31 protein-coding genes, 2 tRNA genes and 3 pseudogenes are annotated in these 26,479 nt (G+C 38.5%); 18 read left to right on the forward strand and 18 right to left on the reverse strand.

Annotated features, from left to right (window positions below; genetic code table 11):
- Nucleotides 1–48: 48 nt before the first annotated feature.
- Nucleotides 49–504, forward strand: coding sequence for a GNAT family N-acetyltransferase (locus tag D8787_RS00175; RefSeq protein WP_125420005.1), 456 nt, complete (start codon nt 49–51; stop codon nt 502–504).
- A 39-nt stretch (nt 505–543) separates the two neighbouring features.
- Nucleotides 544–815, forward strand: a pseudogene (locus D8787_RS12160) (transposase); the annotation flags it as partial.
- A gap of 109 nt (nt 816–924) precedes the next feature.
- Here D8787_RS12160 and D8787_RS00185 read toward each other — a convergent pair.
- From D8787_RS00185 to D8787_RS11750, 5 genes and pseudogenes are all read right to left on the reverse strand, one after another.
- Entirely contained in the window at nt 925–1,128 is a 204-nt protein-coding gene (locus D8787_RS00185) for a CsbD family protein (RefSeq protein WP_000109962.1), read from the reverse strand.
- Nucleotides 1,129–1,158: 30 nt separating this feature from the next.
- Nucleotides 1,159–1,767: an Asp23/Gls24 family envelope stress response protein gene (locus D8787_RS00190; protein ID WP_000064112.1), complete on the reverse strand. Its 609-nt coding sequence runs from the start codon at nt 1,765–1,767 to the stop codon at nt 1,159–1,161.
- A 39-nt stretch (nt 1,768–1,806) separates the two neighbouring features.
- Entirely contained in the window at nt 1,807–1,977 is a 171-nt protein-coding gene (locus D8787_RS00195; protein WP_000455066.1) for a DUF2273 domain-containing protein, read from the reverse strand.
- 11 nt (nt 1,978–1,988) lie between these two features.
- The gene (amaP, locus tag D8787_RS00200; RefSeq protein ID WP_020901648.1) at nt 1,989–2,561 is read right to left on the reverse strand and encodes an alkaline shock response membrane anchor protein AmaP; all 573 of its coding nucleotides are present in this window, start codon (nt 2,559–2,561) and stop codon (nt 1,989–1,991) included.
- A 78-nt stretch (nt 2,562–2,639) separates the two neighbouring features.
- A pseudogene (locus tag D8787_RS11750) lies at nt 2,640–2,876 on the reverse strand (GlsB/YeaQ/YmgE family stress response membrane protein).
- 375 nt (nt 2,877–3,251) lie between these two features.
- On the opposite strand from D8787_RS11750, the pseudogene mgaSpn reads away from it, so the two are divergent.
- Nucleotides 3,252–4,724, forward strand: a pseudogene (mgaSpn, locus tag D8787_RS00210) (virulence factor transcriptional regulator MgaSpn).
- A 525-nt stretch (nt 4,725–5,249) separates the two neighbouring features.
- Here mgaSpn and D8787_RS00215 read toward each other — a convergent pair.
- Nucleotides 5,250–6,395: a low temperature requirement protein A gene (locus D8787_RS00215; protein ID WP_125420007.1), complete on the reverse strand. Its 1,146-nt coding sequence runs from the start codon at nt 6,393–6,395 to the stop codon at nt 5,250–5,252.
- Nucleotides 6,396–7,199: 804 nt separating this feature from the next.
- On the opposite strand from D8787_RS00215, the gene D8787_RS00225 reads away from it, so the two are divergent.
- Both D8787_RS00225 and D8787_RS00230 read left to right on the forward strand, forming a co-directional pair.
- A complete protein-coding gene (locus D8787_RS00225) occupies nt 7,200–8,489 on the forward strand; it encodes a DUF308 domain-containing protein (RefSeq protein ID WP_125420009.1) in 1,290 nt (429 codons plus the stop codon).
- Nucleotides 8,490–8,498: 9 nt separating this feature from the next.
- Nucleotides 8,499–9,587, forward strand: a complete 1,089-nt coding sequence (locus D8787_RS00230; RefSeq protein ID WP_185776713.1) for an AI-2E family transporter — start codon at nt 8,499–8,501, stop codon at nt 9,585–9,587.
- Nucleotides 9,588–9,727: 140 nt separating this feature from the next.
- On the opposite strand, the gene D8787_RS00235 is transcribed toward D8787_RS00230, so the two are convergent.
- The 4 genes from D8787_RS00235 to D8787_RS00250 all read right to left on the reverse strand — a co-directional run bounded on the left by D8787_RS00235 (nt 9,728) and on the right by D8787_RS00250 (nt 12,341).
- Nucleotides 9,728–9,800 (reverse strand) — tRNA-Lys (locus D8787_RS00235).
- Nucleotides 9,801–9,862: 62 nt separating this feature from the next.
- Nucleotides 9,863–10,378 (reverse strand): DUF308 domain-containing protein, encoded by a 516-nt coding sequence (locus tag D8787_RS00240; RefSeq protein ID WP_020901653.1) that lies wholly within the window; start codon nt 10,376–10,378, stop codon nt 9,863–9,865.
- A 354-nt stretch (nt 10,379–10,732) separates the two neighbouring features.
- A tRNA-Lys gene (locus D8787_RS00245) sits at nt 10,733–10,805 on the reverse strand.
- A gap of 264 nt (nt 10,806–11,069) precedes the next feature.
- Nucleotides 11,070–12,341 carry a replication-associated recombination protein A gene (locus D8787_RS00250; protein WP_125420011.1) on the reverse strand — a complete coding sequence of 424 codons (1,272 nt, stop codon included), beginning with the start codon at nt 12,339–12,341 and terminating at the stop codon, nt 11,070–11,072.
- A gap of 307 nt (nt 12,342–12,648) precedes the next feature.
- On the opposite strand from D8787_RS00250, the gene D8787_RS00255 reads away from it, so the two are divergent.
- The 10 genes from D8787_RS00255 to pepF all read left to right on the forward strand — a co-directional run bounded on the left by D8787_RS00255 (nt 12,649) and on the right by pepF (nt 19,831).
- Entirely contained in the window at nt 12,649–12,870 is a 222-nt protein-coding gene (locus D8787_RS00255; RefSeq protein WP_260471363.1) for a hypothetical protein, read from the forward strand.
- The gene (locus tag D8787_RS00260) at nt 12,860–13,108 is read left to right on the forward strand and encodes a hypothetical protein (protein WP_185776722.1); all 249 of its coding nucleotides are present in this window, start codon (nt 12,860–12,862) and stop codon (nt 13,106–13,108) included. Before D8787_RS00255 ends, D8787_RS00260 begins: the two co-directional genes overlap by 11 nt.
- Before the next feature lie 136 nt (nt 13,109–13,244).
- Nucleotides 13,245–13,424, forward strand: a complete 180-nt coding sequence (locus D8787_RS00265; RefSeq protein ID WP_001132279.1) for a type II toxin-antitoxin system HicA family toxin — start codon at nt 13,245–13,247, stop codon at nt 13,422–13,424.
- A 36-nt stretch (nt 13,425–13,460) separates the two neighbouring features.
- Nucleotides 13,461–13,913, forward strand: coding sequence for a type II toxin-antitoxin system HicB family antitoxin (locus D8787_RS00270; RefSeq protein ID WP_125420013.1), 453 nt, complete (start codon nt 13,461–13,463; stop codon nt 13,911–13,913).
- Nucleotides 13,914–14,204: 291 nt separating this feature from the next.
- Complete coding sequence (locus tag D8787_RS00275; protein WP_125420015.1) at nt 14,205–14,675, forward strand: DUF3013 family protein; 471 nt, start codon at nt 14,205–14,207, stop codon at nt 14,673–14,675.
- A gap of 18 nt (nt 14,676–14,693) precedes the next feature.
- Nucleotides 14,694–15,761 carry a M50 family metallopeptidase gene (locus tag D8787_RS00280; protein WP_185776714.1) on the forward strand — a complete coding sequence of 356 codons (1,068 nt, stop codon included), beginning with the start codon at nt 14,694–14,696 and terminating at the stop codon, nt 15,759–15,761.
- A gap of 1 nt (nt 15,762) precedes the next feature.
- Nucleotides 15,763–16,191: an NUDIX hydrolase gene (locus tag D8787_RS00285; protein WP_125420019.1), complete on the forward strand. Its 429-nt coding sequence runs from the start codon at nt 15,763–15,765 to the stop codon at nt 16,189–16,191.
- A 137-nt stretch (nt 16,192–16,328) separates the two neighbouring features.
- Nucleotides 16,329–17,279, forward strand: coding sequence for a 50S ribosomal protein L11 methyltransferase (prmA, locus tag D8787_RS00290; protein WP_125420192.1), 951 nt, complete (start codon nt 16,329–16,331; stop codon nt 17,277–17,279).
- 1 nt (nt 17,280) lies between these two features.
- Nucleotides 17,281–18,024: a 16S rRNA (uracil(1498)-N(3))-methyltransferase gene (locus tag D8787_RS00295; RefSeq protein ID WP_125420021.1), complete on the forward strand. Its 744-nt coding sequence runs from the start codon at nt 17,281–17,283 to the stop codon at nt 18,022–18,024.
- A 10-nt stretch (nt 18,025–18,034) separates the two neighbouring features.
- Nucleotides 18,035–19,831, forward strand: a complete 1,797-nt coding sequence (gene pepF / locus D8787_RS00300; protein ID WP_125420023.1) for an oligoendopeptidase F — start codon at nt 18,035–18,037, stop codon at nt 19,829–19,831.
- A gap of 167 nt (nt 19,832–19,998) precedes the next feature.
- Here the strand turns inward: pepF and D8787_RS00305 are convergent, their stop codons facing one another.
- Nucleotides 19,999–20,388, reverse strand: a complete 390-nt coding sequence (locus D8787_RS00305; protein ID WP_000106200.1) for a nuclear transport factor 2 family protein — start codon at nt 20,386–20,388, stop codon at nt 19,999–20,001.
- Nucleotides 20,389–20,538: 150 nt separating this feature from the next.
- On the opposite strand from D8787_RS00305, the gene D8787_RS00310 reads away from it, so the two are divergent.
- The 3 genes from D8787_RS00310 to D8787_RS00320 all read left to right on the forward strand — a co-directional run bounded on the left by D8787_RS00310 (nt 20,539) and on the right by D8787_RS00320 (nt 22,454).
- Complete coding sequence (locus D8787_RS00310; RefSeq protein WP_000182730.1) at nt 20,539–20,871, forward strand: winged helix-turn-helix transcriptional regulator; 333 nt, start codon at nt 20,539–20,541, stop codon at nt 20,869–20,871.
- 11 nt (nt 20,872–20,882) lie between these two features.
- Nucleotides 20,883–21,674: a DUF2785 domain-containing protein gene (locus D8787_RS00315; RefSeq protein ID WP_125420194.1), complete on the forward strand. Its 792-nt coding sequence runs from the start codon at nt 20,883–20,885 to the stop codon at nt 21,672–21,674.
- Between the two features lie 111 nt (nt 21,675–21,785).
- The gene (locus tag D8787_RS00320; RefSeq protein ID WP_125420025.1) at nt 21,786–22,454 is read left to right on the forward strand and encodes an MIP/aquaporin family protein; all 669 of its coding nucleotides are present in this window, start codon (nt 21,786–21,788) and stop codon (nt 22,452–22,454) included.
- A 254-nt stretch (nt 22,455–22,708) separates the two neighbouring features.
- Here D8787_RS00320 and queF read toward each other — a convergent pair whose 3' ends face one another.
- From queF to D8787_RS00355, 7 genes are all read right to left on the reverse strand, one after another.
- Nucleotides 22,709–23,200: a preQ(1) synthase gene (queF, locus tag D8787_RS11365; protein ID WP_185776716.1), complete on the reverse strand. Its 492-nt coding sequence runs from the start codon at nt 23,198–23,200 to the stop codon at nt 22,709–22,711.
- Between the two features lie 18 nt (nt 23,201–23,218).
- The gene (gene queE / locus D8787_RS11370) at nt 23,219–23,935 is read right to left on the reverse strand and encodes a 7-carboxy-7-deazaguanine synthase QueE (RefSeq protein WP_185776717.1); all 717 of its coding nucleotides are present in this window, start codon (nt 23,933–23,935) and stop codon (nt 23,219–23,221) included.
- A complete protein-coding gene (gene queD / locus D8787_RS00335; protein WP_000464573.1) occupies nt 23,928–24,371 on the reverse strand; it encodes a 6-carboxytetrahydropterin synthase QueD in 444 nt (147 codons plus the stop codon). Before queD ends, queE begins: the two co-directional genes overlap by 8 nt.
- Nucleotides 24,371–25,024, reverse strand: a complete 654-nt coding sequence (queC, locus tag D8787_RS00340) for a 7-cyano-7-deazaguanine synthase QueC (RefSeq protein ID WP_125420029.1) — start codon at nt 25,022–25,024, stop codon at nt 24,371–24,373. Before queC ends, queD begins: the two co-directional genes overlap by 1 nt.
- A gap of 201 nt (nt 25,025–25,225) precedes the next feature.
- Nucleotides 25,226–25,540, reverse strand: a complete 315-nt coding sequence (trxA, locus tag D8787_RS00345) for a thioredoxin (RefSeq protein WP_001029581.1) — start codon at nt 25,538–25,540, stop codon at nt 25,226–25,228.
- Nucleotides 25,541–25,555: 15 nt separating this feature from the next.
- Nucleotides 25,556–25,777: a DUF4649 family protein gene (locus D8787_RS00350; RefSeq protein WP_125420031.1), complete on the reverse strand. Its 222-nt coding sequence runs from the start codon at nt 25,775–25,777 to the stop codon at nt 25,556–25,558.
- 99 nt (nt 25,778–25,876) lie between these two features.
- Complete coding sequence (locus tag D8787_RS00355) at nt 25,877–26,257, reverse strand: MarR family winged helix-turn-helix transcriptional regulator (RefSeq protein WP_125420033.1); 381 nt, start codon at nt 26,255–26,257, stop codon at nt 25,877–25,879.
- Nucleotides 26,258–26,479: the final 222 nt, after the last annotated feature.

The following is a 26,479-nucleotide window of genomic DNA, read 5'->3' on the forward strand; positions in this document are numbered from 1 at the left end:
AGGAGAAGTAGTATAATAAAGAAACATAGACAAGATAGTGAGGTCAAGATGACAATTAGTTTTGAAGAAAATGTGAGCCCAGAAAATGCTCAATTCGTATGCCAATGGTCCAACTCCCTTGGCAAATCCTTTCAAGAACAATGGATGGGAACAATGATTCCTTTTCCACTGACCCTTCAAGCCTTGCAAGATTTGGAAGGAATCTTTTCAATCTTTGAAGGACAAGAGTTTGTGGGGCTCATCCAGAAAATCAGGCAAGAAGACAGTAATCTTCATATTGGAAGATTTTTTATCACCCCCAAGAAACAGGGGCAAGGCTTAGGTAGCCAAGTTTTAAGGAAATTTGTTAGTTTGGCATTTGAAAATGAAGACATAGATACTATTTCTCTAAATGTCTTCGAGGCAAATCAAAGAGCTCAAAATCTTTACCAAAAAGAAGGATTTGAAATCGTTCAAATTGTTGAAACACCTATACGAAAATACATAATGAAAAAGAGTAGATAGAAAGTAAAAATCCTTGAAATCAATGTTGACTGCGATTATGAACCTGAATCAGCCCCTCAAAAGGGACTGTATATGAATGAACGTTACCAGTGTTTAAAAACTAAAGAATATCAGTCACTTTTATCTTCCAAGGGTAGACAAATTTTCGCTAAACGTAAGATTGATATGAAATCTGTCTTTGGGCAGATAAAGGTTTGCGTGGTTATAAGAGATGTCATCTGAGAGGTAAGCGTCAAGTGAGAATTGACATGGGATTCGTACTAACGGTCAACAACCTGCTGAAATATAATAAGAGAAAGAGGCAAAATTAAAAAGCTAGAGTTCCGCAATTGGAAATCTCTAGCTTTTTGTTTTCTGAGAATCATTTTGACTCAGACTCTTTTGACTAATGTTACTAAAAAGATAAAGTAACTTTTAGCCTTATTTATTGTCGCCACTCAACATGTTTTTAACACCTTCGATAGCGCCTTCTACAGCGTCTTTGGCATCTTCAGCAACTTCTTTTACTTTAGAAACAACTTTTTCAGCTGCTCCTTCTTTTTCCATTTTTTCATCACCGATGACTTTCCCAACACCTTCTTTAATAGAACCTTTAGCTTGATTTAATTTTTCTTCTACTGACATGATAATTTCTCCTGTTATATTTATTTTATCTTAGTTTACACGAGTTTTTTCGTGAGATACTACACCAGTTGCTGCACCTTTAACAGCTTCTACACCTTCGCTAACTTTTTCTTGAACAGTTGAGAAACCAGATCCAAGACCAGATTTAGCTTTTTCGAATTGTTCTGAAGCGAATTCTCCTGTTGATTCAGCAACGTCAGATACGCGATCTTGAAGGCTTACTGAGTCTGCTTCATGTTGTTCTTTAGTTTTGATGTCGACAACGTTTACGTTGATTTCAACAACTTCCAAGTCAGTCATTTTAGCAACTTCTGAAGATACGATTTCTCTGATTTCTGAATATAAAGCTGGAACATTTTTTTGGTACTCAGCAATAATGTTTAAGTCAACTGCAACTTGTGTTTTACCAACTTCTACGTTAACACCACTTGTTACGTCATCGCTGTTAACGATTTTTTCTTTAAGATTTGAGAAGAAACCACCGTCGATTCCCAAAAGACCTGAAACGTTTTCTAGTGACAGACCAATGATTTTTTGGATAACTTTATCTTCGTAAGTAAGTTCCCCTTTGATTTCGTGAGCTACAGCAGTAGCATCTTTCTTTTCTACGTTAGTGTTTGTGTTTTTTTCGTTTGACATATGAAACTCCTTTAATTAAATTAGTAATTTTTATTTTTTTTATTTATCTATATAGTTTTTTTCGATATATAATCCAGCTGCAACTCCCAGTGCTCCTAAAATCAATACAAATATTGTTTTGAAGAAGCCAAAGGAGACAATCAAACAAGCGAGAAATACGCCTATAAGACCTGCGATTATTGGATATCGATATTGTTTAAGCCATTCCATTTTTTACTTCCTTACTTCACACGACTAACAGTCTTTTTGTTTTGAGGTTTTGGTTTAGGCTGGTAGTCTTTTACTAGAACTTCTAGTTTAACCTGACGCTCAATACCAAAAAACTGCTTCAATCCATTAGTTATTTCATTTTGAATTAGTTGGCATCTGTCAGCGATGTTGTCCGAAGGAAGAATTTTACCTTCTACATGAACGAAACATTTATTTTTTCGTAAATTTACATGAACAGTTGGGTTCTTGATCAATCCATGATCACTCACCAAACTTCTAACAAAACCTTCGATTGCTGAATTCTTTAATTTCAATGTATCGTTTTTAGTTTCAAGTTGAATTTCCAAATAACGTTTAGGATAAAACAACACAACTAACATCGATAACAAAACTAAAGTTGATAGAGCCACTATCCCCCAGAATATATATCTAGAGAGATAAAATTCAACGAAATGATTCTGTCTCCAGCTAAATAGCTGAATGCCTAGATCACTAACTTGATGATAATCTATCAAAACAGGAAGAAAAATTGTCAAGATTAAAATACAGAAAATAATGAAACATATTTTCTTTGCTTTTGACATATACAATCCTTTCGATTTAACATTTAAACTATTTTTACCCGTCTAATCTATTTAAAAATAGTTTATTACTACAAGTAATTATTTTTTACCTGTAAAGAATGATACTACAGTAACAACAATTGCTGCTCCTGCAATAGATGGGATCAAAGCCATTCCAGCGATGGATGGGCCTCAACTACCTAAAAGGGATTGTCCTACAGATGACCCGACTAAACCAGCGAATACATTTGCGACGATTCCCATAGAACTACCTTTTTTAGTGATTCTACCTGCTACAAGTCCAATAAGACCTCCAGCAATGATTGACCACAATATTGCTTACCCTCCTTTTTTATTTTAATATCAAAAAATAAATCAATTCCTTTGATTATTGCTATTATATAATTTTGATATAAAATAATCAATTATTTTGATTATTATGTAATTTTAATATAAAAAAATCAAATTCTTTGATTGTTGCTATTATATAATTTTTAAAATTAAAAATATAATCTTTCGACTTGAATTTGATTCTGTATTCACGCCCTCAATAGACGGTAAAATAAGAAAATTGTTTATATATTGTTTCTGTAGTGTTATTATACGAAATAAAAGATTTTAGGAAAAGTCGTTATAGCATGCTATACCTATTCATTGTGGTATAATTGCAAGAGGTTTAATCCGATAATTTATAAAGATAGAAAGACATTCATGAGAGATTTATTATCTAAAAAAAGTCATAGGCAATTAGAATTATTATTTGAACATAAACGATGGTTTCATCGTTCTGAACTAGCAGAGTTATTAAATTGTACAGAACGTGCAGTCAAAGATGATCTATCCCATGTTAGATCTTCTTTTCCTGACTTGATTTTTCATTCTTCTACTAATGGTATACGCATTATTAATACCGATGATAGTGATATTGAAATGGTTTACCATCATTTCTTTAAGCATTCAACCCATTTTTCGATTTTAGAATTTATCTTCTTTAATGAAGGGTGTCAAGCTGAGAGTATTTGTAAAGAATTTTATATCAGTTCATCTTCGCTCTATCGTATCATTAGTCAAATCAATAAAGTGATTAAAAAGCAATTTCAATTTGAAATCAGTCTGACCCCTGTTCAAATCATTGGAAATGAGAGAGACATTCGTTACTTTTTTGCACAATATTTTTCAGAAAAATATTATTTCCTAGAATGGCCATTTGAAAATTTTTCATCAGAGCCCCTATCTTAATTGTTAGAATTGGTTTATAAGGAAACAAGCTTTCCAATGAATTTGTCAACGCATAGAATGCTAAAGCTGCTCCTGGTTATTAATCTATATCGAATAAAGTTTGGTCATCTTATGGAAATAGAGAAAGATTCTTTTAACGACCAAAGTTTGGATTTTTTAATGCAGGCAGAAGGAATAGAAGGTGTTGCTCAGAGTTTTGAATCAGAATACAATATCTCTTTAGATGAAGAAGTTGTTTGCCAATTATTTGTGTCTTACTTTCAAAAAATGTTTTTCATAGATGAAAGTCTCTTTATGAAATGCGTAAAAAAGGATAGCTATGTTGAAAAATCTTACCATCTATTGAGTGATTTTATTGATCAGATTTCAGTCAAGTATCAGATTGAGATTGAGAATAAGGATAATCTGATTTGGCATCTGCATAATACCGCACATCTGTATCGTCAAGAGTTGTCCACTGAGTTTATTTTATTTGATCAAAAAGGGAATACAATCAGGAATTTTCAAAATATTTTTCCTAAATTTGTTTCAGATGTAAAAAAAGAGCTTTCTCATTATTTAGAGACTCTTGAGGTTTGTTCTAGTTCAATGATGGTAAATCATCTATCTTATACCTTCATCACTCATACCAAACATTTGGTGCTTAATCTACTGCAAAATCAGCCAAAGCTGAAGGTTCTGGTTATGAGTAATTTTGATCAGTATCATGCAAAATCCGTTGCAGAGACACTTTCTTATTATTGTAGCAACAATTTTGAACTTGAAGTTTGGACTGAATTAGAATTATCAAAGGAATCTTTAGAAGAATCGCCTTATGATATCATCATTTCTAATTTTATTATTCCTCCGATCGAGAACAAGAGACTGATTTATTCAAATAATATAAACACGGTCTCACTCATATCTTTGTTAAATGCCATGATGTTTATTCGATTAGATGAGTAACCAAAAATAACAAAAAAACGCTATTTCGCGTTTGAACTGTACCTCAAAAGTTAGACAGAAAAAATCTAATTTTTGGGGTGTTTTTGTTAAGAAAAGACCTTCAATCATTTAAGCAAAATGTACATCTAGAGTCATAGTCCTCTAAAACTCTTGCTTTTTTTGTAGAAGATACGAAAAAAACCTTGATTCCAAGGCTTTTCCTGTTGTATGTAGATGCCCCCTACATGGATTTGTAAGAACTTTTCATATTGAAAATAAACAAAAATGTTGAAATATAGCTGATTTTAGGGAAATACTTTTAGGTGTTTTCAATGTCAGGATTTAAAAATGGGGCAAAAGTGGGGCAAAAACGAATGACTCGTATTTGGTTTGAAAACCTATAATACCTAATGATTATGCTATTCTAGATATATAGTTTTGTTATAAATAAATGTCAGTGCGAGATCAAATTGGAGGATAAAATGGAAAAACAAATTAATGAAAAAAAAGCCTTGGTTCCCAAAGCTTTTTAATCTTATAAACTCATTAAAATAACTCCCAGTTAGATTTGGAATATTTTTTATTCTGTGTCATATAAAAATAAATAGAATGAATAGCTATAGCTAGAGCTAAAATGGTTGTAATACTTACTACTATTATAGGATTAGAAGCAAAGATTAAAGAGAGAATCAAGGCAGCCAGATAGAGTGTAGCTTGGACACAGTAGTAACTTTTCGAATAGCGAAGATAGTGTTTGTTATAGGGCCCATTTGCTAGGACAGCAGCTTGGAAGAGGCCAATTCCGATATAAAAGAAGCTGGTTGCAAAGAGAAGATTAGCTTCAGGATTCAGAAGAAAACTCATCGAAACGGTCATCATAAGAATTCCAATAAAAATAGGATAGTGACTGTAAATTAGAAATAGTCCCTTTTGATTAGATTTTTCATCAATAGCATGGTCGAATTGACCAAAATAAAACAAGAACAGAGAAAGCATAATAATGAAATAAAGAACCGAATAAATCGAGAAATTCTCGATTGTAAAGAAGTTAGCTAGCTCCATAATCATCTCTCCAAACGTAATAATGACAAGAAGGGAGATGCGCTCGATTAAATGGGGGAGATTTACCTGGTAATGCTTATCTTTACTAAGCAAGATAATTGGCATAATAAATGTTAGCAGAATACTAGCAAATAAGACAGAGACTCCAACGTAAATAGGAAGAAGAGCTGTTAGGTAGACTCCTAAACTTCCTAGACCGGTTATCCATAGAAAACCTTTGATACTTTCCCGATTAACATCATCGGTTGATTTTCTAAAAAATTCAACCAAATATTGAAAAAATAAGGTAAGGGTTAATGTACCCATAGCCCAACAGAGATAATGAAAATATTGTTGCCAATCAGGTCCAATCATATTGGCTATAAAGAGTAAAATTCCCATTTTGATAAACATGATTACTATGTTAAATAAAGAGTTCTTTCCATAGCGATTGGTATAATCGGTTTGAATCATCCAGGAATCGATGAGAACCAAAGTAGCAATGAAAAAATCAAGGAAAGAATTCCAAGTCAAAATACCGTTATGAAGATGGTCAATTAAAGTAGTTACTTTTGAAATTGCAAAAACAAAAACTAAGTCATAAAAAAGTTCTGAAAATTCTACACGTTTATGTTTAATAAGAGTTGTCATCTTAAGACCTTTCTATTTTAGAAGTACAATTTATTATAACATAAAATGGTAATGAGAGAAAAGAAGATGCTTAAATAACTTCATGTGGCGCGAATGAACTGCGCCACAAAAGTTAGGTTTTTTCTGTCTAACTTTTGGGGTGCAGTTCAGAAGGGGTGTTTTTTCTATCGTTTTTTAGTGCTAAGACTACACAAAAAAGCCTTGTAAATCAAGGCTTTTTCCTGTTGATTTAGATGCCCCCTACAGGGATTTGGAAAGGACTTTCATATTGAGAGCAATTAAAAATATTGAAATATAAGTGATTTTAGGTATTTTCAATGTCATGATTTAAAAATGGGACAAAAGTGGGGCAAAAACCATACAGATTCTAAACTGTATGATTCTTTTTTTATCTAACCAAGAAAGGTTAAAACTTATTAAAACAAATGCAATCAACTGTTGAAAACTTTTTAGTCCGTGTAATATAAAAACAAGTAAAAAGTTGAACTATAGGGAATATTGTGTCATAATAGGTAATAGATGAATAATTAATAGATTGGAAATAATGCTTTCTTACCTTAACAAGTTGAATTGGTTATACATTTTTTCGTCTCAATTGTACTTATCTCTCAAGTTTAGTTAATTTTTATTAGCTTTGTTTTCGAATCAATAAAACAAATTTTAGAAGTGCATAAGACAAGATGGTGACATTACTACAGTCATTGCTAATCGCTATGTCTGCCTGGTACAGACTGTTTGTGCCGTTGGCTATTTACCAGTCAGTTTAATCAAAGGGCTTAATTTTTATTGTTGAAAGGTTTTTATATGGGGAAAATTCTCTCTTTAGGTCTGACAGGTAAGAAATTACTTGCTCAGGGTTTCTTGTTTGTTCTGTTAGGTCTTATCTTGATGGTCACGGGGACTTGGTTGCCAGTAACGATTATTCGACTGGCTCTGTTTTTAGCTTGGATAGCAACGGTCGTAGATTTGCTATTACGAGTTTTCAAAAAAAGCCAGTCAACGGATACCTTGGGAGTTGCACTGGTTAAATTGTTAGTGCTGGGATATTTGCTAGGTTCTAATCTTGCGACTGATATACCGATTTATGTTCTGGCTCTTGTGATTGGAGTTTATCAGATTTTTAGGGCCACGATTAATCTTGTCACCTATGTTCTCTACCGTAAAAATAATATTCGACCTCGTTTTCGTCTCTTACTAGATGGTATTCTACTAGTTTTTCTTGGTGGAGCTAGTCTTTTGTCCTCTACGGGAAATTCTGTCTTTCAACTCTTTGTTTTAGGGGCTTATTTTTTCCTTTATGGTCTGTCCAATATCCGTGACGGTTTCTTATTTGAAGGGGAAATTGGGAAAAACCATCTCAAACGTCGCATTAGAATTAGCTTACCTATTGTCCTAGCCGCTCTCATCCCTGCAAGAACTTTAGCAAAAGTTAACAAATTTATGCTGGAAAATGCTGATGAGGAAGAAGATATCCATCTTGGAATAGTGAAGTCTGGTAAGACAGCAGAGCTAGAAATTTTTGTTCATACAGCTGAGACCTCCCTGTTTTCGGCAATTGGTCATGTGGATATCTGCTATCAAGGCCGTGTTATTTCTTATGGCAACTATGATCCGTCTTCTGAGACCTTATTTGGCATGGTAGGAGATGGTGTCTTATATTTCTGTGATCGTGACAAGTACATTGACCTATGTAAACGTGAGAGTCAAAAAACGCTTTTTGGTTATGGGATAGATTTGACGCCTGAAATGGAAAAAGCAGTTCAGAAAAAGTTGGCTGAATTGAAACAACTGACGATTCCATGGGAGCCAAGTGCAGATAAAATCATGACAGGTGATGGTAAGGAAGACTACACCTACGCTTATAAAATCAGACATGAGACAGATGGGGAACTTTATAAATTTATCAAATCTAAGTTTAAATCCTACTTTGTCTTATCTACAAACTGTGTGCTCTTGGCTGATACCATAGTCGGTCAGGCTGGCACCGATATCCTCTCACCCAAAGGATTTATCGCTCCAGGAACTTACCAAGCCTACCTTAATCGAGAGTTTGAAAAACCAAATAGTATAGTCGTATCTAAACATGTTTATTAAGGAGAATTTATGAACTTAGTTAAAAAATATACTCCGTTAATCCTTTTTATAGGGCTGGTTGCTCTTGTAATTCTGAATGCATCGAGCTTTATATCAGGAGCAATCTCTCTCTTTGATGTAATATCAACCTTGATTTATGGTGCTGTTATTGCTTTTGTGCTTAATGTTCCTATGAAAAAAATTGAACAGTACTTAGTTAAATTGAAGGTAAAGGCAGAGTTGTGTCGTCCGATTGCCATGGTACTTGTTTTCCTAGCTCTTATCTTAATCGTGATTGCTCTTTTGGTTTTGGTGCTGCCAACCCTAGCCCAGACTATTAGTCAGCTGGGAACAGTCCTTTCAACAGTCCTTACTCAACTTGGGAAATTGCTAGGCAGCTCGGAATTTGTAACCAAAGACATGTTGTCAACTATCGTATCAGGCATACAGGGACAATCTAGTTCTATTAGCCAAGCTTTGATAGGTTTTTTATCAGGTCTGACTAGTAATATCGGCAATATTTTTTCAAGTTTGATGAATGCCTTTTTGATTATAGTCTTCACCTTTTCATTTTTATCCAGTAAGGAACATTTGGCAGCGATGACGAGTCGACTTCTAAAAGTTTTTCTTCCAGAGAAGGTGGTGATAAAGTTGACTTACATTGGACAAGTAGCACTAGAGACTTATGACCAATTTTTGATGAGTCAGCTGATTGAAGCAGTTATCATAGGAGTTATGATAGCGGTTGGTTACAGCGTGTTTGGGATACCCTATGGAGTAATGACAGGTATCTTTGCAGGAGTGCTATCGTTCATTCCTTATGTAGGGCCTATGATTGCTTGTGTTGTGGGAGCGATTTTTATCTTCACAGTGAGTCCTACTCAAGCCTTACTTTCTCTTCTTCTATATCAAGTTATACAGCTGATTGAAGGAAACCTTATTTATCCTAGAGTTGTAGGTCAGTCTATTGGTTTGCCAGCTATTTTCACGCTTGCGGCTGCTAGTATTGGAGGCAATCTCTTTGGCTTACTTGGGATGATATTCTTTACACCCGTATTTGCTGTTATCTATCGACTGGTTAAAGAATTTGTCGTTGCAAAGGAAAATCAGGTAGATTAAGAAAAACTAAATTTAATAAGATATACTGAGAAGAGAGTGAGAGATTCTCTTCTCTTTTATTTTTAAATACTTTTCTACAAAAAGCTATTAGACGTTAAAAAAAGCCTTGGTTTCAAGGCTTATTTCTGTTGATTTAGATGTGCCCCCTGCAGGGCTCGAACCTGCGCCCCATAGCTTAAGAGTCTACTGCTCTACCAACTGAGCTAAGGAGGCAACAGAAAAAGCTGAGAATGTAACTTCCCAGCTATTTTAATATGCCCAAAATGGCAGCTAGATTATTTACGAAAGGCATCAAGGATATAGGTGAAACCAACAATTAAAAATGCAAAGGCAACGACATAAACGACAAAGACACTTGTAGCTACTGGATTGAACAAAATCACTAGACCTAGTAAAAATGCAAGCAACGCTATCCACATGATATGGTTGCCAATAATAGGGAAAATCAATCCCAGACGATTGCCTTTAAAGAAAACTATAATGGCTTCTACAATTAACCAAATTCCTAAAATAGTTGGAATGACGACCGGCAGGGTCACAAAGCCATAAGCAACGAGGTAAAGAGCTAAGAGAAGACTAACAAACCCTTGGAAAAGATAAACAGGTGAGCGAAGCTCTTTTGGTGCAGAGAAATAGCCTAAAAGAGCTGCTATAGAAGAAACCAGTAAATCAAATGCAATCCACCAGCTGTAAGCAACAAGATTAGCTACTGGGTGTGTAAATAGGAAAAGTCCTAAAAGGACAAAAACAACTCCTGCAAGGAATAGCAGTAAACGATTAGAAAATTTCATTTCAATACCCCCTATATAGTATAGTATAGTTTGATAATAAAAATATTATACACCTTTTTAGAGGAAATATCAATAAACAAAATGGAAAATTTGGAAGTTTCAGTCTGATTTATGAAAAGAAAATCAGTTTTTATTATTTTGAAAATAAAAAGAGAAGATAAAATTTGTCTTCTCTACATGAAAATATTGTATGGAATCAAAGCAAAAGTAACTGGCTTTACACTATTTGTAAAGATGTAATTTGATTCAAAAAGAAAAGATAGATTTAAAATGTGGGACAAATGATGGGGTAAATCAGTTATAGACAAGCAAAAAAAGCCTTGATTTACAAGGCTTTTTCCTGTTGTATTTAGATGCCCCCTACAGGGATCGAACCTGTGACCCACGGATTAAGAGTCCGCTGCTCTGCCAGCTGAGCTAAGGAGGCAAAGAAAAAAGCTGTATTGGTGCCGAAACTTCACGGTTTGTATTGAACCCGCGCAATTAAGCAGGTGGGCAACTCGCTCTAACTGAAGCTGTTTCCGTGTGAGACGGCCTACATGCTGTTAGAAGACTTTTGTTTCCCTAATAATACAAAAAATAGTCGGTCAACACTTAAGTGTGAAGTCGTACACCACAGCGTTTCTATGTTTATATAATACCACTTTTTCAAAAAAAATCAAGAGGAAAGTGCAATTTTTTGAAAAGGATTTCAGATTTTTCGCAAACGGTCGATAGCTTCCTTTCTTTGAGCCAAAGCCCGTTCATATTTACCAGTATCTTCTGCTTGGAAATAGTGATGATTACGAATTTTTTCTGGTAGATAGTCTTGCTTGACCCAATTTCCAGGATAGTTGTGTGGATAGAGATAGTCTTGGGCATTCCCCAGTTCCTTGCTTCCACTGTAGTGCCCATCACGCAGGTGTCGCGGAATAGGCAAGTGCCCTGATGTTTTGAGGTCAGCAAGTGCCTTATCCATAGCTACATAGGCTGAGTTGGATTTTGGAGAAAGGGCCAAATCAATGACGACATTGGCAATGAGAATGCGGGCTTCTGGGAAACCAATCCTTTGTGCAGCATCTAGAGCAGTTACGGTATGAATTTGAGCCTCAGGATTGGCTAAGCCGATATCTTCATAGGCGATAACAGTCAAACGACGAGCGAGACTTGGCAAATCACCAGCCTCAATCAAGCGAGCTGCGTAGTGGAGACTGGCATCCACATCCGAGCCACGGATAGACTTTTGCAGGGCAGACAGAACATCATAGTGACCGTCTCCATCCTTATCCATAGTGATGTAGCTCTGCTGCAGGCTATTTTCCATGATGTTTAGAGTGATATGGCGGATGCCCTCGTCATTCTCAGGGGTAGAAAGAACAGCCAAGTCTAGTGAGTTGAAGGCAGAGCGCAGGTCTCCGTTTGTAGAGGTTGCGATGAAATCCAGCGCCTCCTCATCTAGTTCTACTGGAAAATCAAAACCACGCTCAGGGGTATTTAGAGCTATCTGAAGAGCCTCTTTGACGTCTTGGTTAGACAGAGGTTCCAACTCAAAAATTTGAACACGGCTACGAATGGCAGGAGTGACAGAAAAGAAAGGATTTTCAGTTGTAGCCCCAATCATGATGACTAGTCCACTTTCCAAGAGAGGAAGGAGAAAATCTTGCTTGGTCTTATCAAGTCGATGAATCTCGTCTAGTAATAGGACGAGACCACCAGAGAATTTCGCCTCTTCAGCTATTTCTTGGAGTCTTTTTTTACTATCAACTGTCGCATTGAAAGTTCGAAAGGCATACTTGGTCGTCCCTGCGATGGCAGAGGCAATACTGGTCTTGCCGATTCCCGGAGGTCCGTAGAGAATCATGGAGGACAGGCGATTGGCTTCTACCATGCGGCGGATGATTTTTCCTTGTCCGACCAGATGTTCCTGACCGATGACCTGGTCGATGGTTTTGGGGCGCATACGAAGCGCGAGATTGTCTGGCATAGTAGTCCTTTCTAACATGGATTTTAGTGTCATATTTTTTGAGTAGAATGACTCATCTAATATATCTTACTATGTCCATTCTAGCCTAATAGTTGTGATATTTCAATGGTTTTGTAATATTCAGGGTGTGAGATAGAATCTTTTTGACTATTTAATTTAATGAGGAGAGGTATCAGCATGAGAGAATTGATTTTCCTTAAAGCTCAAAATATGATAGTTAAGCCTAAAGAAGTGGAAGTGCTGATTTGAGAAATAATATTGCTAAATGTTATTGCATGAACTATAATGAAAGGAGAGGTGATAAGGAATGGAAATAATGGAATTACCAAGTCAGGAAATTTTGATTTTTACAAAACAAATTCGTCATTGGATTCTTAGTGATCAAGTTATTTCAGGGAAAAGAAAGCTTTTCTTCCGGGAAGATACTCCAAAAGAGATTTTAGATTTGTACGAAAACATTAAATCTAAACTTGATTTTGCTTACCAAGAAGTTCATTCTAATAATGGGTTGAAAAAATATGAAAAATAGAATAATTGATGTTTTTAAAGTAGTAAATCGCCTCCTTGTAATAACTGTTGAAAATCCTGATTTCGAAGACTTGAGAGTTAATCAGTTTGTAAAAATTGGAGATAAAAAGTATAGAGTACGCAGTGTTCCTATGATTCATTCAACTCCGCCTCAATCTGTCTTAAATCGAGATACTTTTACAATTGACTATACAGATGATGAATTGCTCGATAAAGAAGCAGTTTTTACTACTCATTAGAAAAATAGGTATGAATAAATTGGCTTCCCTTAGAACCACATCTAGGGGTTTTTATGTGTAAGAGAATAATAAGTATCACACCTTTACAATACGTGTAGTACGTGCTATAATGGTGTTGTCAGGAGGTAAAAGCGCTATGCCTATGACACAAAAAGAGATGGTCAAACTCCTTACGGCTCATGGTTGGATAAAGACCAAAGGCGGTAAAGGCTCCCATATTAAAATGGAGAAGCAAGGGGAAAGACCTATCACAATCCCTCATGGTGAGCTGAATAAGTACACTGAAAGAGGGATAAGAAAGCAAGCTGGGTTGTAAAATTCAGCCTCTGCTTTTTGATATGGAGGTAGTGAGATGTTAGTGACATATCCAGCTTTATTTTATTATGATGATACAGATGGGGTAAAATCGACTTATTTTGTCCATTTCCCAGATTTTGAATACTCAGCTACACAAGGAGAGGGGATTTCTGAGGCTTTAGCTATGGGTTCGGAGTGGTTAGGAATTACTGTCGCAGATTTAATAGAGAGTGATGGAGATTTGCCCCAGCCATCAGATATCAATAGCTTGTCTTTAATTGATAATGATCCTTTTAAAGATGATGAAGATTTCGTGTCAACCTATGACCTTGATAAATCTTTTATTTCTATGGTATCTGTTGATGTATCAGATTACTTAGGAAGTCAGGAACCAATTAAAAAGACATTGACAATACCAAGATGGGCAGATAAGTTGGGACGAGAAATGGGACTTAACTTTTCTCAGACTTTGACAGACGCTATTGCAGATAAGAAAATACAAGCATAAGATTAAGTGTGGTATCGTGGTAATAGTCAATAAAAAAGCACGTTCAATTGTGCTGGTTACTTGTCTATTGATTTTATAGATTTCTTAGCCCTTTTGAGGGCTTTTTATATTGATTTTTCAGGAAAAATAAAGAAATCAGACTTTTAAGAAAATCACTGATACCAAGGGTTTAAATGAGGTAATATGGTATAATTAGGACATAAAATAATTTTGTGGTAAGATGGTAGTATCTATTTTAGCATATTTCCGAGCAATCGGGGCGATTTAAGAGTCGCATAGAAAGAGGACAAAATGGCAACATATGGATTTTTAGATGTTTTAGAGGAAGAATTGGAGAAGAACTTTCCCTTTGACTTTGAGATTAGTTGGGACAAGTGTAACCACGCGGTTGAAGTGAGTTTTTTGTTAGAAGCGCAAAATGCTGCAGGCGTGGAGATGGTGGATGAAGATGGAGAGGTTTCGTCAGACGATATCCTATTTGAAGAAGCGGTGCTTTTCTACAATCCTGCCAAATCAACCGTCAATGAGGAAGACTATTTGACGGTCATTCCTTACCTACCTAAAAAAGGATTTTCTCGTGAATTTTTAGCTTATTTTGCGCTTTTCCTTAAAGATACTGCTGAGGTTGGACTAGATGCCCTTATGGACTTTTTGGAAGACCCAGAAGCAGAAGAATTCGTCATGGAATGGAACCAAGAAGTCTTTGAAGAAGGAAAAGTCGGCTTGGAAGAGGGAGAGTTTTATCCTTATCCGAGATACTAGGAGTTGGATGGAGATTTTATGAAGAAAATTGGGATTTATTTGGTTTATGTGCTAGCTGTTGTCTTTATTATGCTGGCTTTTGCTTGTGGAACAATCGCATTTGCAGAGTTGGGGTATTCCGCAGTTTTGGTCTTTACTTTTGGTTATGCCTTCGCTCTTTTAAGTATATATTTAATCTTTATTCTTCATGAGCTGGGACATGCTTTTTGTGGCTACTTGACAGGCTATCGTCTGGTTGCTTTTGGATTAGGGAACTTTCTTGTAACCAAAAAGTCAGGAAGGCTTCATCTTAGTCGAACAGCAGTTATAAAAAATGTTGGTGCTCAGTATATTGGTTTAAAAGAGAATGAAAGTGATCAAAGAATCATCTTGATGCTTTTAGGAGGCTTGATAGTTCACCTTTGCTTGATATTATTGGCAACACTTTTTGGTTTTTTGACAACAAACTGGTATTTTGCAGGCACTTGGATTTTTCTTAATTTGTCTTTCTTCCTAAATAACATTTTGCCAGTCGGCATCACCGATGGCGCAAAAATTTGGGAATTGCTACAACACCCTGAAAATACAAAATACGCCTACCTGATGTTGAGGCATTCTGCCCAGACCTTGCTAGCTTCTCAAGAATATGATTTAAAAGATTTTGTCATGTCTGTTGATGAGGATGTGAGAGGGAGTTTTGCAGAAAGTGTTCAGACTCTTCAGGGGTTGGTATTCATATTGGATGATAATATAGAGCTTGCAAAGCAACAGTTGCAGTCTGTGCTAGAGAAAACAGATAATCCAATGTCTAAAACTAGTTCTCAATTATACCTTCTTCAAGTTGCTCTGATGGAAGGAGATAATAAGAAAGTGGAAGAATATGCAAGTATTCGAGGGGTCAAATCCTTTTTATCTATAAAAACAGCAGATATGCAGGTCATTCAAGCTTGGTATCAATTTAAGGTAAAGAAAGATGTAGTTCAAACTCACAAGGCTATGAAGATTGCTAGACGTAAAATGAATAGCAGTCGGATGTTACGGGATGAGAAAAGCTATTATCAAAATTGGTTAGCCGAGCTGGAAAAGGAATTAACCGAAGGAGTTTGACATGGAAATAGAAATTTCTGATTTTACAGGATCTAAGATTGCCTTGATTTGTGGGGATAAGGTCTTGACTATCTTACGTGATGACAAGGACGATATTCCTTGTCCCAACATGTGGGAGTTGCCAGGTGGTGGACGAGAGGGGGATGAAAGTCCTTTTGAGTGCGTGGCGCGTGAAGTTTATGAAGAACTGGGAATTCATCTGACTGAGGATTGTCTGCTTTGGAGCAAGATTTATCCTAGCGTAATTTTTAAAGGCAAGAAATCGGTCTTTATGGTTGGTCAGCTAAGACAAGAACAATTTGACAATATCATCTTCGGAGATGAAGGACAGGGCTATCAGCTGATGCCTATTGAGGAATTTTTGAACTCTAAACAAGCTGTGCCTCAGCTCCAGGGGAGATTGAGGGATTATTTAAAAGTAAGTGATTAGAAAGGATGGTTCAGTTAAATTTCTAAACTGAACCCGCCCTAAACACGGTACCAAAAAGATAAACTTCTCTTAGACATAAGCGTCTTCAGAGAAGTTCCTATTTTGGCTTTGTGTTTTACGGGCTTGGTATCTTAATGATGGAAACATGGCAAGAGTTAAAAGTTACAGTCAAGCGTGAGGGAGAGGAGTTAGTTTCCAATCTCTTGATTGAGTTGGGAGCGCAAGGTGTTGCGATTGAAGACAGCATGGACTATGTGGGAAATGTCGACCGCTTCGGCGAGATTTTCCCAGAGGTCGAGCAGCAAGAAGAAATTGTGGTGACAGCCTACTACCCTGACACGGTGGATGTGGCAGTGGTTGAGGCGGACTTACAGGCTCGCTTAGAAGAATTGACGGATTTTATGGATTTGGGTGAGGTTAAGATTGGGACGACTGCCTTGGCTGAGGAAGACTGGGCAGACAACTGGAAGAAATACTATGAACCCGCTCGCATCACTCATGACTTGACCATCGTGCCGTCGTGGACGGACTACGAGGCGACTGCTGGGGAAAAGATTATCAAGCTGGATCCTGGCATGGCTTTTGGAACAGGAACCCATCCAACCACTAAGATGAGCCTCTTTGCCTTGGAGCAGGTTCTCCGTGGTGGCGAAACGGTGCTAGATGTGGGAACTGGTTCAGGGGTTCTCTCTATTGCCAGCTCGCTGCTTGGTGCCAAGGAAATCTTTGCCTACGACCTAGATGATGTGGCAGTTCGAGTCGCTCAGGAAAATATTGAGCTCAACCTTGGTATGGAAAATATCCATGTTGCTGCTGGAGACTTGCTTAAGGGTGTGGAGATTGAGGCAGATGTGATTGTAGCTAATATTTTGGCGGATATCCTCGTTCATCTGACGGATGATGCTTATCGCTTGGTCAAGGATGAAGGCTACCTCATCATGAGTGGAATTATTAAGGACAAGTGGGATATGGTGCGCGAGTCGGCTGAGTCAGCTGGATTTTTCCTCGAAACTCACATGGTTCAAGGGGAATGGAATGCCTGTGTCTTTAAGAAAACCAAGGATATCTCTGGTGTGATTGGAGGCTAGTATGCAACAGTATTTTGTCAAGGGGAGTGCAGTCTCTCCTGTCACTATCGAGGATAAGGAAACCAGCAAGCATATGTTTCAGGTTATGCGCTTGAAAGTAGATGATGAGGTTACTTTGGTCTTTGATGATGGCATTAAACGTTTGGCGCGCGTCTTGGATGTTGAAAATCGTCAGTTTGAGTTGGTTGAAGAGTTAGCTGATAATGTGGAACTACCAGTCCAAGTGACCATCGCATCCGGCTTTCCTAAGGGAGACAAGTTGGAGTTCATTACTCAAAAAGTAACCGAACTGGGTGCCAGCCAAATCTGGGCCTTTCCTGCCGATTGGTCGGTCGCCAAGTGGGATGGCAAGAAATTGGGTAAAAAGGTTGAAAAACTAGAAAAAATCGCCCTTGGAGCAGCAGAACAAAGCAAGCGTAATATCGTTCCAAGTATTCAGCTTTTTGAAAGGAAAGCAGACTTTCTAGCTCAATTGGACCAATTTGACTCTATCGTAGTTGCCTATGAAGAATCAGCAAAAGAAGGAGAAGTCGCTGCACTCTTAAATGCAGTCGCTTGTCTTGAAAAAGGAGCCAAATTGCTCTTTATCTTTGGTCCAGAAGGTGGTCTGTCACCTGCAGAAATCGAAAGTTTTGAAGCTAAGGGAGCAGTATTGGCAGGACTTGGTCCTCGCATTTTGCGAGCAGAAACAGCACCACTTTACGCTTTATCAGCCCTTAGTGTTTTATTAGAATTAGAGAAATAAGAGGAAGAAAATGGAACAAAAACACCGTTCAGAATTTCCAGAGAAGGAACTTTGGGATTTAACAGCCCTATACCAAGACCGTGAGGATTTCTTGCGTGCAATCGAGAAGGCTCGCGAAGATATCAACCAGTTTAGCCGTGATTACAAGGGTAATCTTCATACTTTTGAGGATTTTGAAAAGTCCTTTGCGGAATTGGAACAAATCTACATTCAGATGAGCCATATTGGCAACTATGGTTTTATGCCGCAGACGACAGACTATAGCAATGACGAATTTGCCAATATTGCCCAAGCTGGGATGGAATTTGAAACAGACGCCAGCGTAGCCTTGACCTTCTTTGACGACGCCTTGGTGGCTGCAGATGAGGAAGTCTTAGAACGTTTGGGAGAGTTGCCACATTTAACAGCAGCCATTCGTCAGGCCAAAATCAAAAAAGCCCACTATCTAGGGGCTGATGTGGAGAAGGCCTTGACCAATCTTGGTGAAGTTTTCTACAGTCCGCAGGATATTTACACTAAGATGCGAGCTGGGGATTTTGAAATGGCTGACTTTGAAGCTCATGGTAAGACTTATAAAAACAGCTTTGTGACCTATGAGAATTTCTACCAAAACCATGAGGACGCAGAGGTTCGTGAGAAATCCTTCCGTTCCTTCTCAGAAGGACTTCGTAAGCACCAAAATACGGCTGCCGCAGCCTATCTAGCCCAAGTCAAGTCTGAAAAACTCTTGGCTGATATGAAGGGCTACGACTCAGTCTTTGATTATCTTCTAGCTGAGCAAGAAGTGGACCGTGCCATGTTTGACCGCCAGCTTGACCTTATCATGAGGGACTTTGCGCCAGTTGCTCAGAGATATCTCAAGCATGTTGCCAAGGTAAATGGTCTTGAAAAGATGACCTTTGCAGACTGGAAATTGGATTTGGACAGCGCCCTGAATCCTCAAGTGAGCATTGATGATGCCTATGATTTGGTCATGAAGTCTGTAGAACCTTTGGGGCAAGAATATTGTCAGGAAGTTGCTCGCTATCAAGAAGAGCGCTGGGTGGACTTCGCTGCCAATAGTGGCAAGGATTCTGGTGGCTATGCGGCGGATCCATATCGCGTGCACCCTTATGTCCTCATGAGCTGGACAGGGCGTTTGAGCGATGTCTATACCTTGATTCATGAAATCGGGCATTCTGGTCAATTTATCTTTTCAGATAATCACCAAAGCTACTTTAATGCCCACATGTCGACCTACTATGTTGAAGCACCGTCAACCTTCAATGAATTGCTTCTCAGTGACTACTTGGAGCACCAATCTGACGACCCTCGTCAAAAACGCTTCGCTCTGGCTCACCGTTTGACAGATACTTACTTCCATAATTTCATTACTCACCTCTTAGAAGCAGCCTTCCAGCGTAAGGTGTATACATTGATTGAAGAAGGGGAGACCTTTGGAGCAAGTAAGCTCAACAGCATTATGAAGGAAGTCTTGACAGACTTCTGGGGAGATGCTATTGAAATTGACGATGATGCAGCTTTGACTTGGATGCGCCAAGCTCACTACTACATGGGCTTGTATAGTTACACTTACTCAGCAGGACTAGTTATCTCGACAGCTGGTTACCTCCATCTTAAAAACTCTGAGAATGGAGCTGAAGATTGGCTCAATCTTCTCAAATCAGGTGGTAGCAAGACACCACTTGAGTCAGCTATGATTATCGGTGCTGATATTTCAACAGATAAACCACTCCGTGATACCATCCAATTCTTGTCAGACACAGTTAACCAGATTATCGCCTACAGTGCCCAGTTGGGAGAGTAAATTAAAAGAGTCTGGGACAAAAGTCTAACCTTAAATATAAAAAGCGAACAAAACGAGTTATCTGACACTCAGAATTCTGTTTTGTTTGCTTTTTATCTAATCTATTGATTTAAAAATTTAGAATAAAGAATTCCTAAAATCAAAATTTTTTGTCCTGGCCTCTTAAATTATCCCCAAAAGCTATCTTCTTCAGCTTGATCTGAAGAGAAGAGCCAAACTTCTTTGATTTTTCCGTCTTCAATGCGGAAGAGGTCAATCCCGTTCATATTGAGTTCAGTACCATCAGCACGTGTTCCAAGAAAAGTAACATTGGCTGCGATTAAATCCTTATTGTCAGAAACCCAATTTGTTATCACCTTAAAGGTTCCATTAGTTTTCTCAGCAAATGTAGCCAGGTGAGTTCCTAGCTTGTCCTTACCAACAACTGAACCAGATAGACTATGATTACCAGGTTGATGCCAGACAATATCGTCTGCCATCGTTTCAAAGACACCAGGAAAGTCACCAGCAATTAAAGCTTGGTTATAAGCATTGAAAATTTCTAAGTTTGTTGACATATCTATTCTCCATTTCTTTTTTATGATATAATTGTAACAGTTACAAATAAAAAAACAAGTAGACACTTTTTTGATAGCTAGTATCAAAAGTAGTACTATTATTGATACTAAAAGATAAATTTTTTTAAAAAAATAGAAAGAAGATATTTTATGACAAATAAAGTGAGTGAGTATGGTATTTGTCCATTTGCGACAACTCAGAGGGTTTTAACGGGGAAATGGGCACTGGTAATCATTTATCAGTTGAGTACGGGTACCAAACGATTTAAAGAATTGCAGAGATTATTGCCTGGGATTACTCAAACTATTTTGACCCGTCATCTCCGTCAATTAGAAAAGGATAAGATTGTTCAACGAAAGGTCTATGCCGAAGTTCCACCACGAGTTGAGTACAGCTTAACCGAAATGGGGCAGGAATTCAGAGTTGTTTTAGATGCTGTCGAGAAATGGGGTCTAGATTATATCAAGTTGCTAGAAATGTAGAGGTATTGACCATGTATCAAGAGTTACTTAGAAAAATAGCAGAAGAAAAAACAAGTTATCATGAGGAAGAAATCCAATGGTTGCTTGATCATTTGGGAGATCCTTCTCCAGAAATTCGCGATGATCTTGTTTTTACAAACTTTGCTAGAGGGATTCAAGAAGAGCTATTTACACAGGAACAATTTCATTTCATTGCAGAAGGGATTTCATCTGATGGAGGGTTAGATAAAGAGATTGATAAGGTAGGCCTGTCAACCCTTGAACGTTCTTTTAGGGCGCTTATTTATGCAAATCTCTTGTCTGCAGATGCCAACCAGCAATCGATTTTTTATCAGGGATTAAAAGCAGAAATTCGTAATGTCCTTTTAAATCAAGGGTTGTACTATCTTTCAAAAGAAAAAGACACGACAGGTTTTTCAAGTCAGTATGGTTGGGTTCACGCTTTTGCACATGGATTCGATTTACTGACGGAGGTAGTTTGTCATCCAGACTTTCCTAAAAACAGAGTTCATGAAGTATTTGACATACTTGGCCAACTGTTTAAAAGAATTGCGATTCGTTTTACAAATGATGAAGATTGGCGTTTAGCCAGAGTGCTTTATGAACCGATTTTACAAGGGAAGTTGGAGCAAGAACAAGTAGCTTCTTGGATAAAAACAGTTGATTTTCCGATAGAAGAAAGGAAGGATTTTTACAAATTTTCCAACTTTAGATCCTGTTTGTTGGAAGTCTATGTCCAACTTGACCAGAGAAATAGTTTACAAGATGACTTGAAAGAAGCTATCCAGTCTTTTCGATACTAGGGATAAGCTAATAGTTCTATGATTTTCAAAAAACTTTCCAATCAATTTTCTTGAAACCCTTTCCCTCTTTTGATAGACTAGTATCTAGTTTTTGAAAAAAGGAGAAAGAAAATGAAAAAATTTGTTGCTGAATTAATCGGTACGTTCATGCTTGTGTTCGTCGGAACAGGAGCTGTTGTTTTTGGAAATGGTCTTGATGGCCTTGGTCACCTAGGGATTGCCTTTGCCTTTGGTTTGGCAATCGTAGTTGCAGCTTACTCAATCGGAACTGTTTCAGGTGCTCATTTGAATCCAGCTGTTTCGATTGCTATGTTTGTAAACAAACGCTTGTCATCAAAAGACCTTGTCAATTACATCCTTGGACAAGTAGTTGGAGCCTTCTTAGCATCTGCTTCTGTCTTCTTCCTCTTGGCTAACTCAGGGATGTCAACTGCTAGTCTTGGTGAAAATGCCTTGGCAAACGGTGTCACTGTCTTTGGTGGTTTCTTGTTTGAAACAATCGCAACTTTCTTATTTGTTTTGGTTATCATGACCGTGACTTCAGAAAGCAAGGGAAATGGCGCGATTGCTGGTTTGGTAATTGGTTTGTCCTTGATGGCGATGATTCTTGTGGGGTTGAACATTACTGGACTTTCAGTAAACCCAGCTCGTAGCTTGGCACCAGCTGTCTTGGTAGGTGGCGCAGCCCTGCAACAAGTATGGATTTTCATCCTTGCCCCAATCGTTGGTGGGGTTCTTGCAGCCCTTGTTGCTAAAAACTTCCTTGGAACAGAAGAATAATTGAAACTCAAAAAGCCTTGCTCCTCAGTTTGAGGAACAGGGCTTTTTCGTATCTGTTTATACTCAATGAAAATCAAAGAGCAAACTAGGAAACTAACCGCAGGTTGCTCAAAGCACTGTTTTGAAGTTGTAGATGAAACTGACGAAGTCAGCTCAAAACATGGTTTTGAGGTTGTAGATGAAACTGACGAAGTCAGTAACCATACATACGGCAAGGCGACGTTGACGCGGTTTGAAGAGATTTTCGAAGAGTATTAGCGGTTGTCAATTTTCTCTGGATAAAGATCGTGTTGGAAGAGGCGTCGTTCTGCCAGACCTTCATACTTGGTTCCTGGCTTACCGTAGTTGTAGTAGGGGTCAATTGAAATGCCCCCACGCGGAGTGAATTTTCCCCAGACCTCTAAATAGCGAGGGTCTAGCAAGTTGACCAAGTCTTTCCCGATAGTGTTGATACAGTTTTCGTGAAAATCCCCATGATTTCGGTAACTAAAGAGGTAGAGTTTGAGGGATTTTGACTCGACGCAGAGCTTGTCGGGAATGTAGGAAATATAAATAGTTGCAAAGTCTGGCTGAGCAGTGATTGGGCAAAGGGAAGTAAATTCAGGGCAGTTGAATTTGATGAAATAGTCATTTTCCACATGACGATTGTCAAAGGATTCGAGGACTTCTGGTTGATAGTCAAAAATGTAATTGGTTTCTTTGTTGCCGAGGAGGCTTAGGTTTTTCATTTCTTCTTGTTGTGACATGATTTTTTCTTTCTAATCTTAAACTCCACGTTGGTTATCGTAGAGAAGGGTATGCAGTTGAGGAAGGACGCGGACATTGCCCCAGCTATCGTCAGCAGCGACGCGTTCCCAGAGTTCTTTGAGGCGGTTCAGTTGGTCTTGGACAATATTACCTGTAGTCTTGGGCTCAGGATTTCCAGCCGATAAGAAAAGAACATCTGGTTGGTAGCGTTCTTGAATTCCTTTGGCAAAGGCTAAATCGGCATCATCAAAGACAGGGATTTTAAAGGTGACCTTGTCTGGATCCAATTGGGAAACGATAAAGTCTAAGGTCTCGAAGTTGACCTCCATCTTGGATGAGGGAGGTTTGGGACTTAGGGTGACTTGGTCGATGTCTTTTAACCAATTTTGCCAGCGGGAACCTTGAGTCTCGACAGCAAGGGTGACACCGCGTTCCTTGAGCTTGGTGACCAATTGAGCCATGTTGGCTGCTAGGATAGCAGGATTTCCCCCAGACAGGGTGACGTAGTCGTAGCTTCCTAGTTTATCCAAGGCAGCGATGACCTCGTCAGCAGTCATACGAGTTGGCTTTTCAGAGCCATCCCATGTAAAGGCAGAATCGCACCAGTCGCAGTGGTAGTCGCAACCAGCAGTGCGGACAAACATGGTTTTCTGCCCGATTGCACGACCTTCGCCTTGAAAGGTTGGGCCGAAAATTTCCAGAACTGGTAGTTTGAGGACACGTTCCCTAGTCATCTAACCACTCCCGTCTAAACTCTGCAAAGGCAGTCGGAGTCTCATAGAGGCGAACGTATTCCAAACGGAGACCACGTTCGTCTGGCAACTCTTGGTTCATGGTTTGGAAAATCCAGTAAACCATATTTTCAGCAGTCGTGTTCATATAGGGAAGAGTTTCGTTTAGATAGCGATGATCCAAGTGGGGCTCTAAGTAGTTCTTATAGATCGCTTTGATGTCTCCGAAATCGTAGGTCATGCCACGTTCATCTAAAAATCCACTGACAGCAATCTGCAGATGATAGGTGTGGCCGTGCAGGGATTTGCATTTTCCCTCATAGTGAAAGAGGTGGTGGGCAGCATCGAAGGTAAACTCTTTTGATACCAAGGTTCTGTGAGGATTGTAGACAAGAGACTCCCCAGTTTCCTGTTTGATTTCTTTGGGTGCAAAAAACATTAGGCCTCTCCTTTCTGTGAGAGATAAACATCTAGACCATGCTGACGTAGGTGGCAGGCTGGGCAATCTCCACAGCCACTTCCGATAATCCCGTTGTAGCAGGTTAAGGTCTTTTCACGAACATAGTCAAAGGCACCGAGTTGGTCGGATAATTCCCAAGTTTCAGCCTTGTCTAGCCACATGAGAGGCGTTTGGATAACAAAGTCGTAATCCATGGCAAGGTTGAGGGTGACATTGAGAGATTTGACAAAAACATCCCGACAATCGGGGTAGCCTGAGAAATCTGTCTCGCAGACACCTGTTACGATGTCTTTAATGCCACGTTGCTTAGCAAGAACAGCTGCAAAGGACAGAAAGAGGTGGTTGCGACCATCAACAAAGGTATTGGGAACCTCTCCCTCTTTTTGCTCAATCTCCAGATCAGAAGTCAAGGCATTTTCAGTGATTTGCCCCAGCAGAGACATATCTAAGATGTGATGACGAATGCCTTGTTCCTTAGCGATTTCTTGGGCAACTTGAATTTCGAGATGATGGCGTTGGCCGTAGGCAAAGGTGACAGCTTCGACTGTTTCATAGTGTTCTTTAGCCCAAAAGAGGCAGGTTGTAGAATCTTGACCACCACTAAAGACGACCAAGGCTGATTGACGTTTCATAGTACTCCTTCCAAAATGGGAAATGTTCAGAGCACGCAAAAAGCTCCCATGAGGGAGCTAAAAAATACCAAGTAGAGGTTTTTTTTAGCGATGGCATGTCCCAAACATCGTAATATTCTACTTACAGTCTAGCATATTTTTTGAAAAATGGCAAAGGGCAAGAAAAAAGAGACCAAAGCAAGTACTTGGTCTCTCGTTTTATTAGCTCAATTCAGCAACGATGGCCTTGATTTGTTCTGCTGTGTGAACACCAGCAACTTGTTTGACTACTTGGCCGTCTTTTTTGAAGAGAAGGGTTGGGATAGACATGATTCCAAAGGCACGAGCTGTGTTTGGATTTTCATCAACGTCCATTTTAACGATTTTCAAAACATCTTCTGAAAGTTCTTCAGACAATTTATCCAAGATTGGACCTTGCATACGACATGGACCACACCAAGTTGCCCAGAAGTCTACCAAGACCAAACCGTCTTTTGTTTCTTGTTCGAATGTTGCATCTGTAATTGCTTTTGCCATTGTATTTCTCCTTTTTTAGTTATATTGGCTTAAATCTTGTTTCTTGAGATAGAAGAAGATATCTCCATAAGTCCCGTGGTAGTCCAAATCATGACCGTTATAAGTCAATTTTTGGACAGGGTAGTAGTCTGCGACGCCGATAAGGCAAGCTTGTTGTGAACGATCAAAGTCTTCATAAGATTCGAAAGTTACAGTTCTTTCGCTCTTGCTGGCATCTAGATAGGTAATTTCAATCATGTTTAAAACTCCTTTGTTTAATGATGATTTTATTTTACTCCTTGTAAAAGAGAATGTCAAGAAAAATGATTGCGCACGCAACTTTTTTCTAAAATCATCTTAAATCAAGAAATCCAAACCAGTTTCCAAGCTTGCTTCGACAGCCTTCTGTAGAGAGGCCAGTGTTTTTTGCCCATCACTTGTCAGGCAGATAAAGCTAGAACGTCTATCTTGATCACAACACATGCGACTAAGCAGACCGCAATTTTTAGCTTCCAAGCGAGCCACCATCCGAGAAACAGCGCTCGGGCTCAGATGAAGCTTATCTGGCAGGTCAATCTGGCGTAGAGATTTTTCTTGAGCCAAGTCCAGATAGTAGAGCAGGTAGAATTCTTTCAAGGTCAGACTTTGGTCGCTTTTCTGGGCAATAGTCTCTTCCAAGAGACCTTCGATTTCTTTTTGCCGCCGATTGAAGTCAAACCATTTTTCCAAATAGGTCATAGTATCTCCTTTCTTTTTAGAGTCATAAATAGAAGAATGTCCACTTACGGACAATCTCTGTATCACAAGATGATTGCGCATGCAATAATTATACTACTTTTCAAGAAAGCTGGCAAGAAAGACACTGAATCTTTTATCCTAAATTACGCCTGTTTATGTTAGTCTTCAATTGCCTGTATCCCCTTTCTTCTCAAACTTTCCTCAACTCTTGTGCATTTCCTT

Source organism: Streptococcus mitis (assembly GCF_003944325.1).
Lineage (GTDB): Bacteria > Bacillota > Bacilli > Lactobacillales > Streptococcaceae > Streptococcus > Streptococcus mitis_CW.

Bases quoted from the DNA above. Each gene is read 5' to 3' on its own strand.
- D8787_RS00175 (WP_125420005.1), top strand. From the start codon at position 49: ATGACAATTAGTTTTGAAGAAAATGTGAGCCCAGAAAATGCTCAATTC.
- D8787_RS00185 (WP_000109962.1), bottom strand. From the start codon at position 1,128: ATGTCAGTAGAAGAAAAATTAAATCAAGCTAAAGGTTCTATTAAAGAA.
- D8787_RS00190 (WP_000064112.1), bottom strand. From the start codon at position 1,767: ATGTCAAACGAAAAAAACACAAACACTAACGTAGAAAAGAAAGATGCT.
- D8787_RS00195 (WP_000455066.1), bottom strand. From the start codon at position 1,977: ATGGAATGGCTTAAACAATATCGATATCCAATAATCGCAGGTCTTATA.
- amaP (WP_020901648.1), bottom strand. From the start codon at position 2,561: ATGTCAAAAGCAAAGAAAATATGTTTCATTATTTTCTGTATTTTAATC.
- D8787_RS00215 (WP_125420007.1), bottom strand. From the start codon at position 6,395: ATGACAACTCTTATTAAACATAAACGTGTAGAATTTTCAGAACTTTTT.
- D8787_RS00225 (WP_125420009.1), top strand. From the start codon at position 7,200: ATGGGGAAAATTCTCTCTTTAGGTCTGACAGGTAAGAAATTACTTGCT.
- D8787_RS00230 (WP_185776713.1), top strand. From the start codon at position 8,499: ATGAACTTAGTTAAAAAATATACTCCGTTAATCCTTTTTATAGGGCTG.
- D8787_RS00240 (WP_020901653.1), bottom strand. From the start codon at position 10,378: ATGAAATTTTCTAATCGTTTACTGCTATTCCTTGCAGGAGTTGTTTTT.
- D8787_RS00250 (WP_125420011.1), bottom strand. From the start codon at position 12,341: ATGCCAGACAATCTCGCGCTTCGTATGCGCCCCAAAACCATCGACCAG.
- D8787_RS00255 (WP_260471363.1), top strand. From the start codon at position 12,649: ATGGAAATAATGGAATTACCAAGTCAGGAAATTTTGATTTTTACAAAA.
- D8787_RS00260 (WP_185776722.1), top strand. From the start codon at position 12,860: ATGAAAAATAGAATAATTGATGTTTTTAAAGTAGTAAATCGCCTCCTT.
- D8787_RS00265 (WP_001132279.1), top strand. From the start codon at position 13,245: ATGCCTATGACACAAAAAGAGATGGTCAAACTCCTTACGGCTCATGGT.
- D8787_RS00270 (WP_125420013.1), top strand. From the start codon at position 13,461: ATGTTAGTGACATATCCAGCTTTATTTTATTATGATGATACAGATGGG.
- D8787_RS00275 (WP_125420015.1), top strand. From the start codon at position 14,205: ATGGCAACATATGGATTTTTAGATGTTTTAGAGGAAGAATTGGAGAAG.
- D8787_RS00280 (WP_185776714.1), top strand. From the start codon at position 14,694: ATGAAGAAAATTGGGATTTATTTGGTTTATGTGCTAGCTGTTGTCTTT.
- D8787_RS00285 (WP_125420019.1), top strand. From the start codon at position 15,763: ATGGAAATAGAAATTTCTGATTTTACAGGATCTAAGATTGCCTTGATT.
- prmA (WP_125420192.1), top strand. From the start codon at position 16,329: ATGGAAACATGGCAAGAGTTAAAAGTTACAGTCAAGCGTGAGGGAGAG.
- D8787_RS00295 (WP_125420021.1), top strand. From the start codon at position 17,281: ATGCAACAGTATTTTGTCAAGGGGAGTGCAGTCTCTCCTGTCACTATC.
- pepF (WP_125420023.1), top strand. From the start codon at position 18,035: ATGGAACAAAAACACCGTTCAGAATTTCCAGAGAAGGAACTTTGGGAT.
- D8787_RS00305 (WP_000106200.1), bottom strand. From the start codon at position 20,388: ATGTCAACAAACTTAGAAATTTTCAATGCTTATAACCAAGCTTTAATT.
- D8787_RS00310 (WP_000182730.1), top strand. From the start codon at position 20,539: ATGACAAATAAAGTGAGTGAGTATGGTATTTGTCCATTTGCGACAACT.
- D8787_RS00315 (WP_125420194.1), top strand. From the start codon at position 20,883: ATGTATCAAGAGTTACTTAGAAAAATAGCAGAAGAAAAAACAAGTTAT.
- D8787_RS00320 (WP_125420025.1), top strand. From the start codon at position 21,786: ATGAAAAAATTTGTTGCTGAATTAATCGGTACGTTCATGCTTGTGTTC.
- queF (WP_185776716.1), bottom strand. From the start codon at position 23,200: ATGTCACAACAAGAAGAAATGAAAAACCTAAGCCTCCTCGGCAACAAA.
- queE (WP_185776717.1), bottom strand. From the start codon at position 23,935: ATGACTAGGGAACGTGTCCTCAAACTACCAGTTCTGGAAATTTTCGGC.
- queD (WP_000464573.1), bottom strand. From the start codon at position 24,371: ATGTTTTTTGCACCCAAAGAAATCAAACAGGAAACTGGGGAGTCTCTT.
- queC (WP_125420029.1), bottom strand. From the start codon at position 25,024: ATGAAACGTCAATCAGCCTTGGTCGTCTTTAGTGGTGGTCAAGATTCT.
- trxA (WP_001029581.1), bottom strand. From the start codon at position 25,540: ATGGCAAAAGCAATTACAGATGCAACATTCGAACAAGAAACAAAAGAC.
- D8787_RS00350 (WP_125420031.1), bottom strand. From the start codon at position 25,777: ATGATTGAAATTACCTATCTAGATGCCAGCAAGAGCGAAAGAACTGTA.
- D8787_RS00355 (WP_125420033.1), bottom strand. From the start codon at position 26,257: ATGACCTATTTGGAAAAATGGTTTGACTTCAATCGGCGGCAAAAAGAA.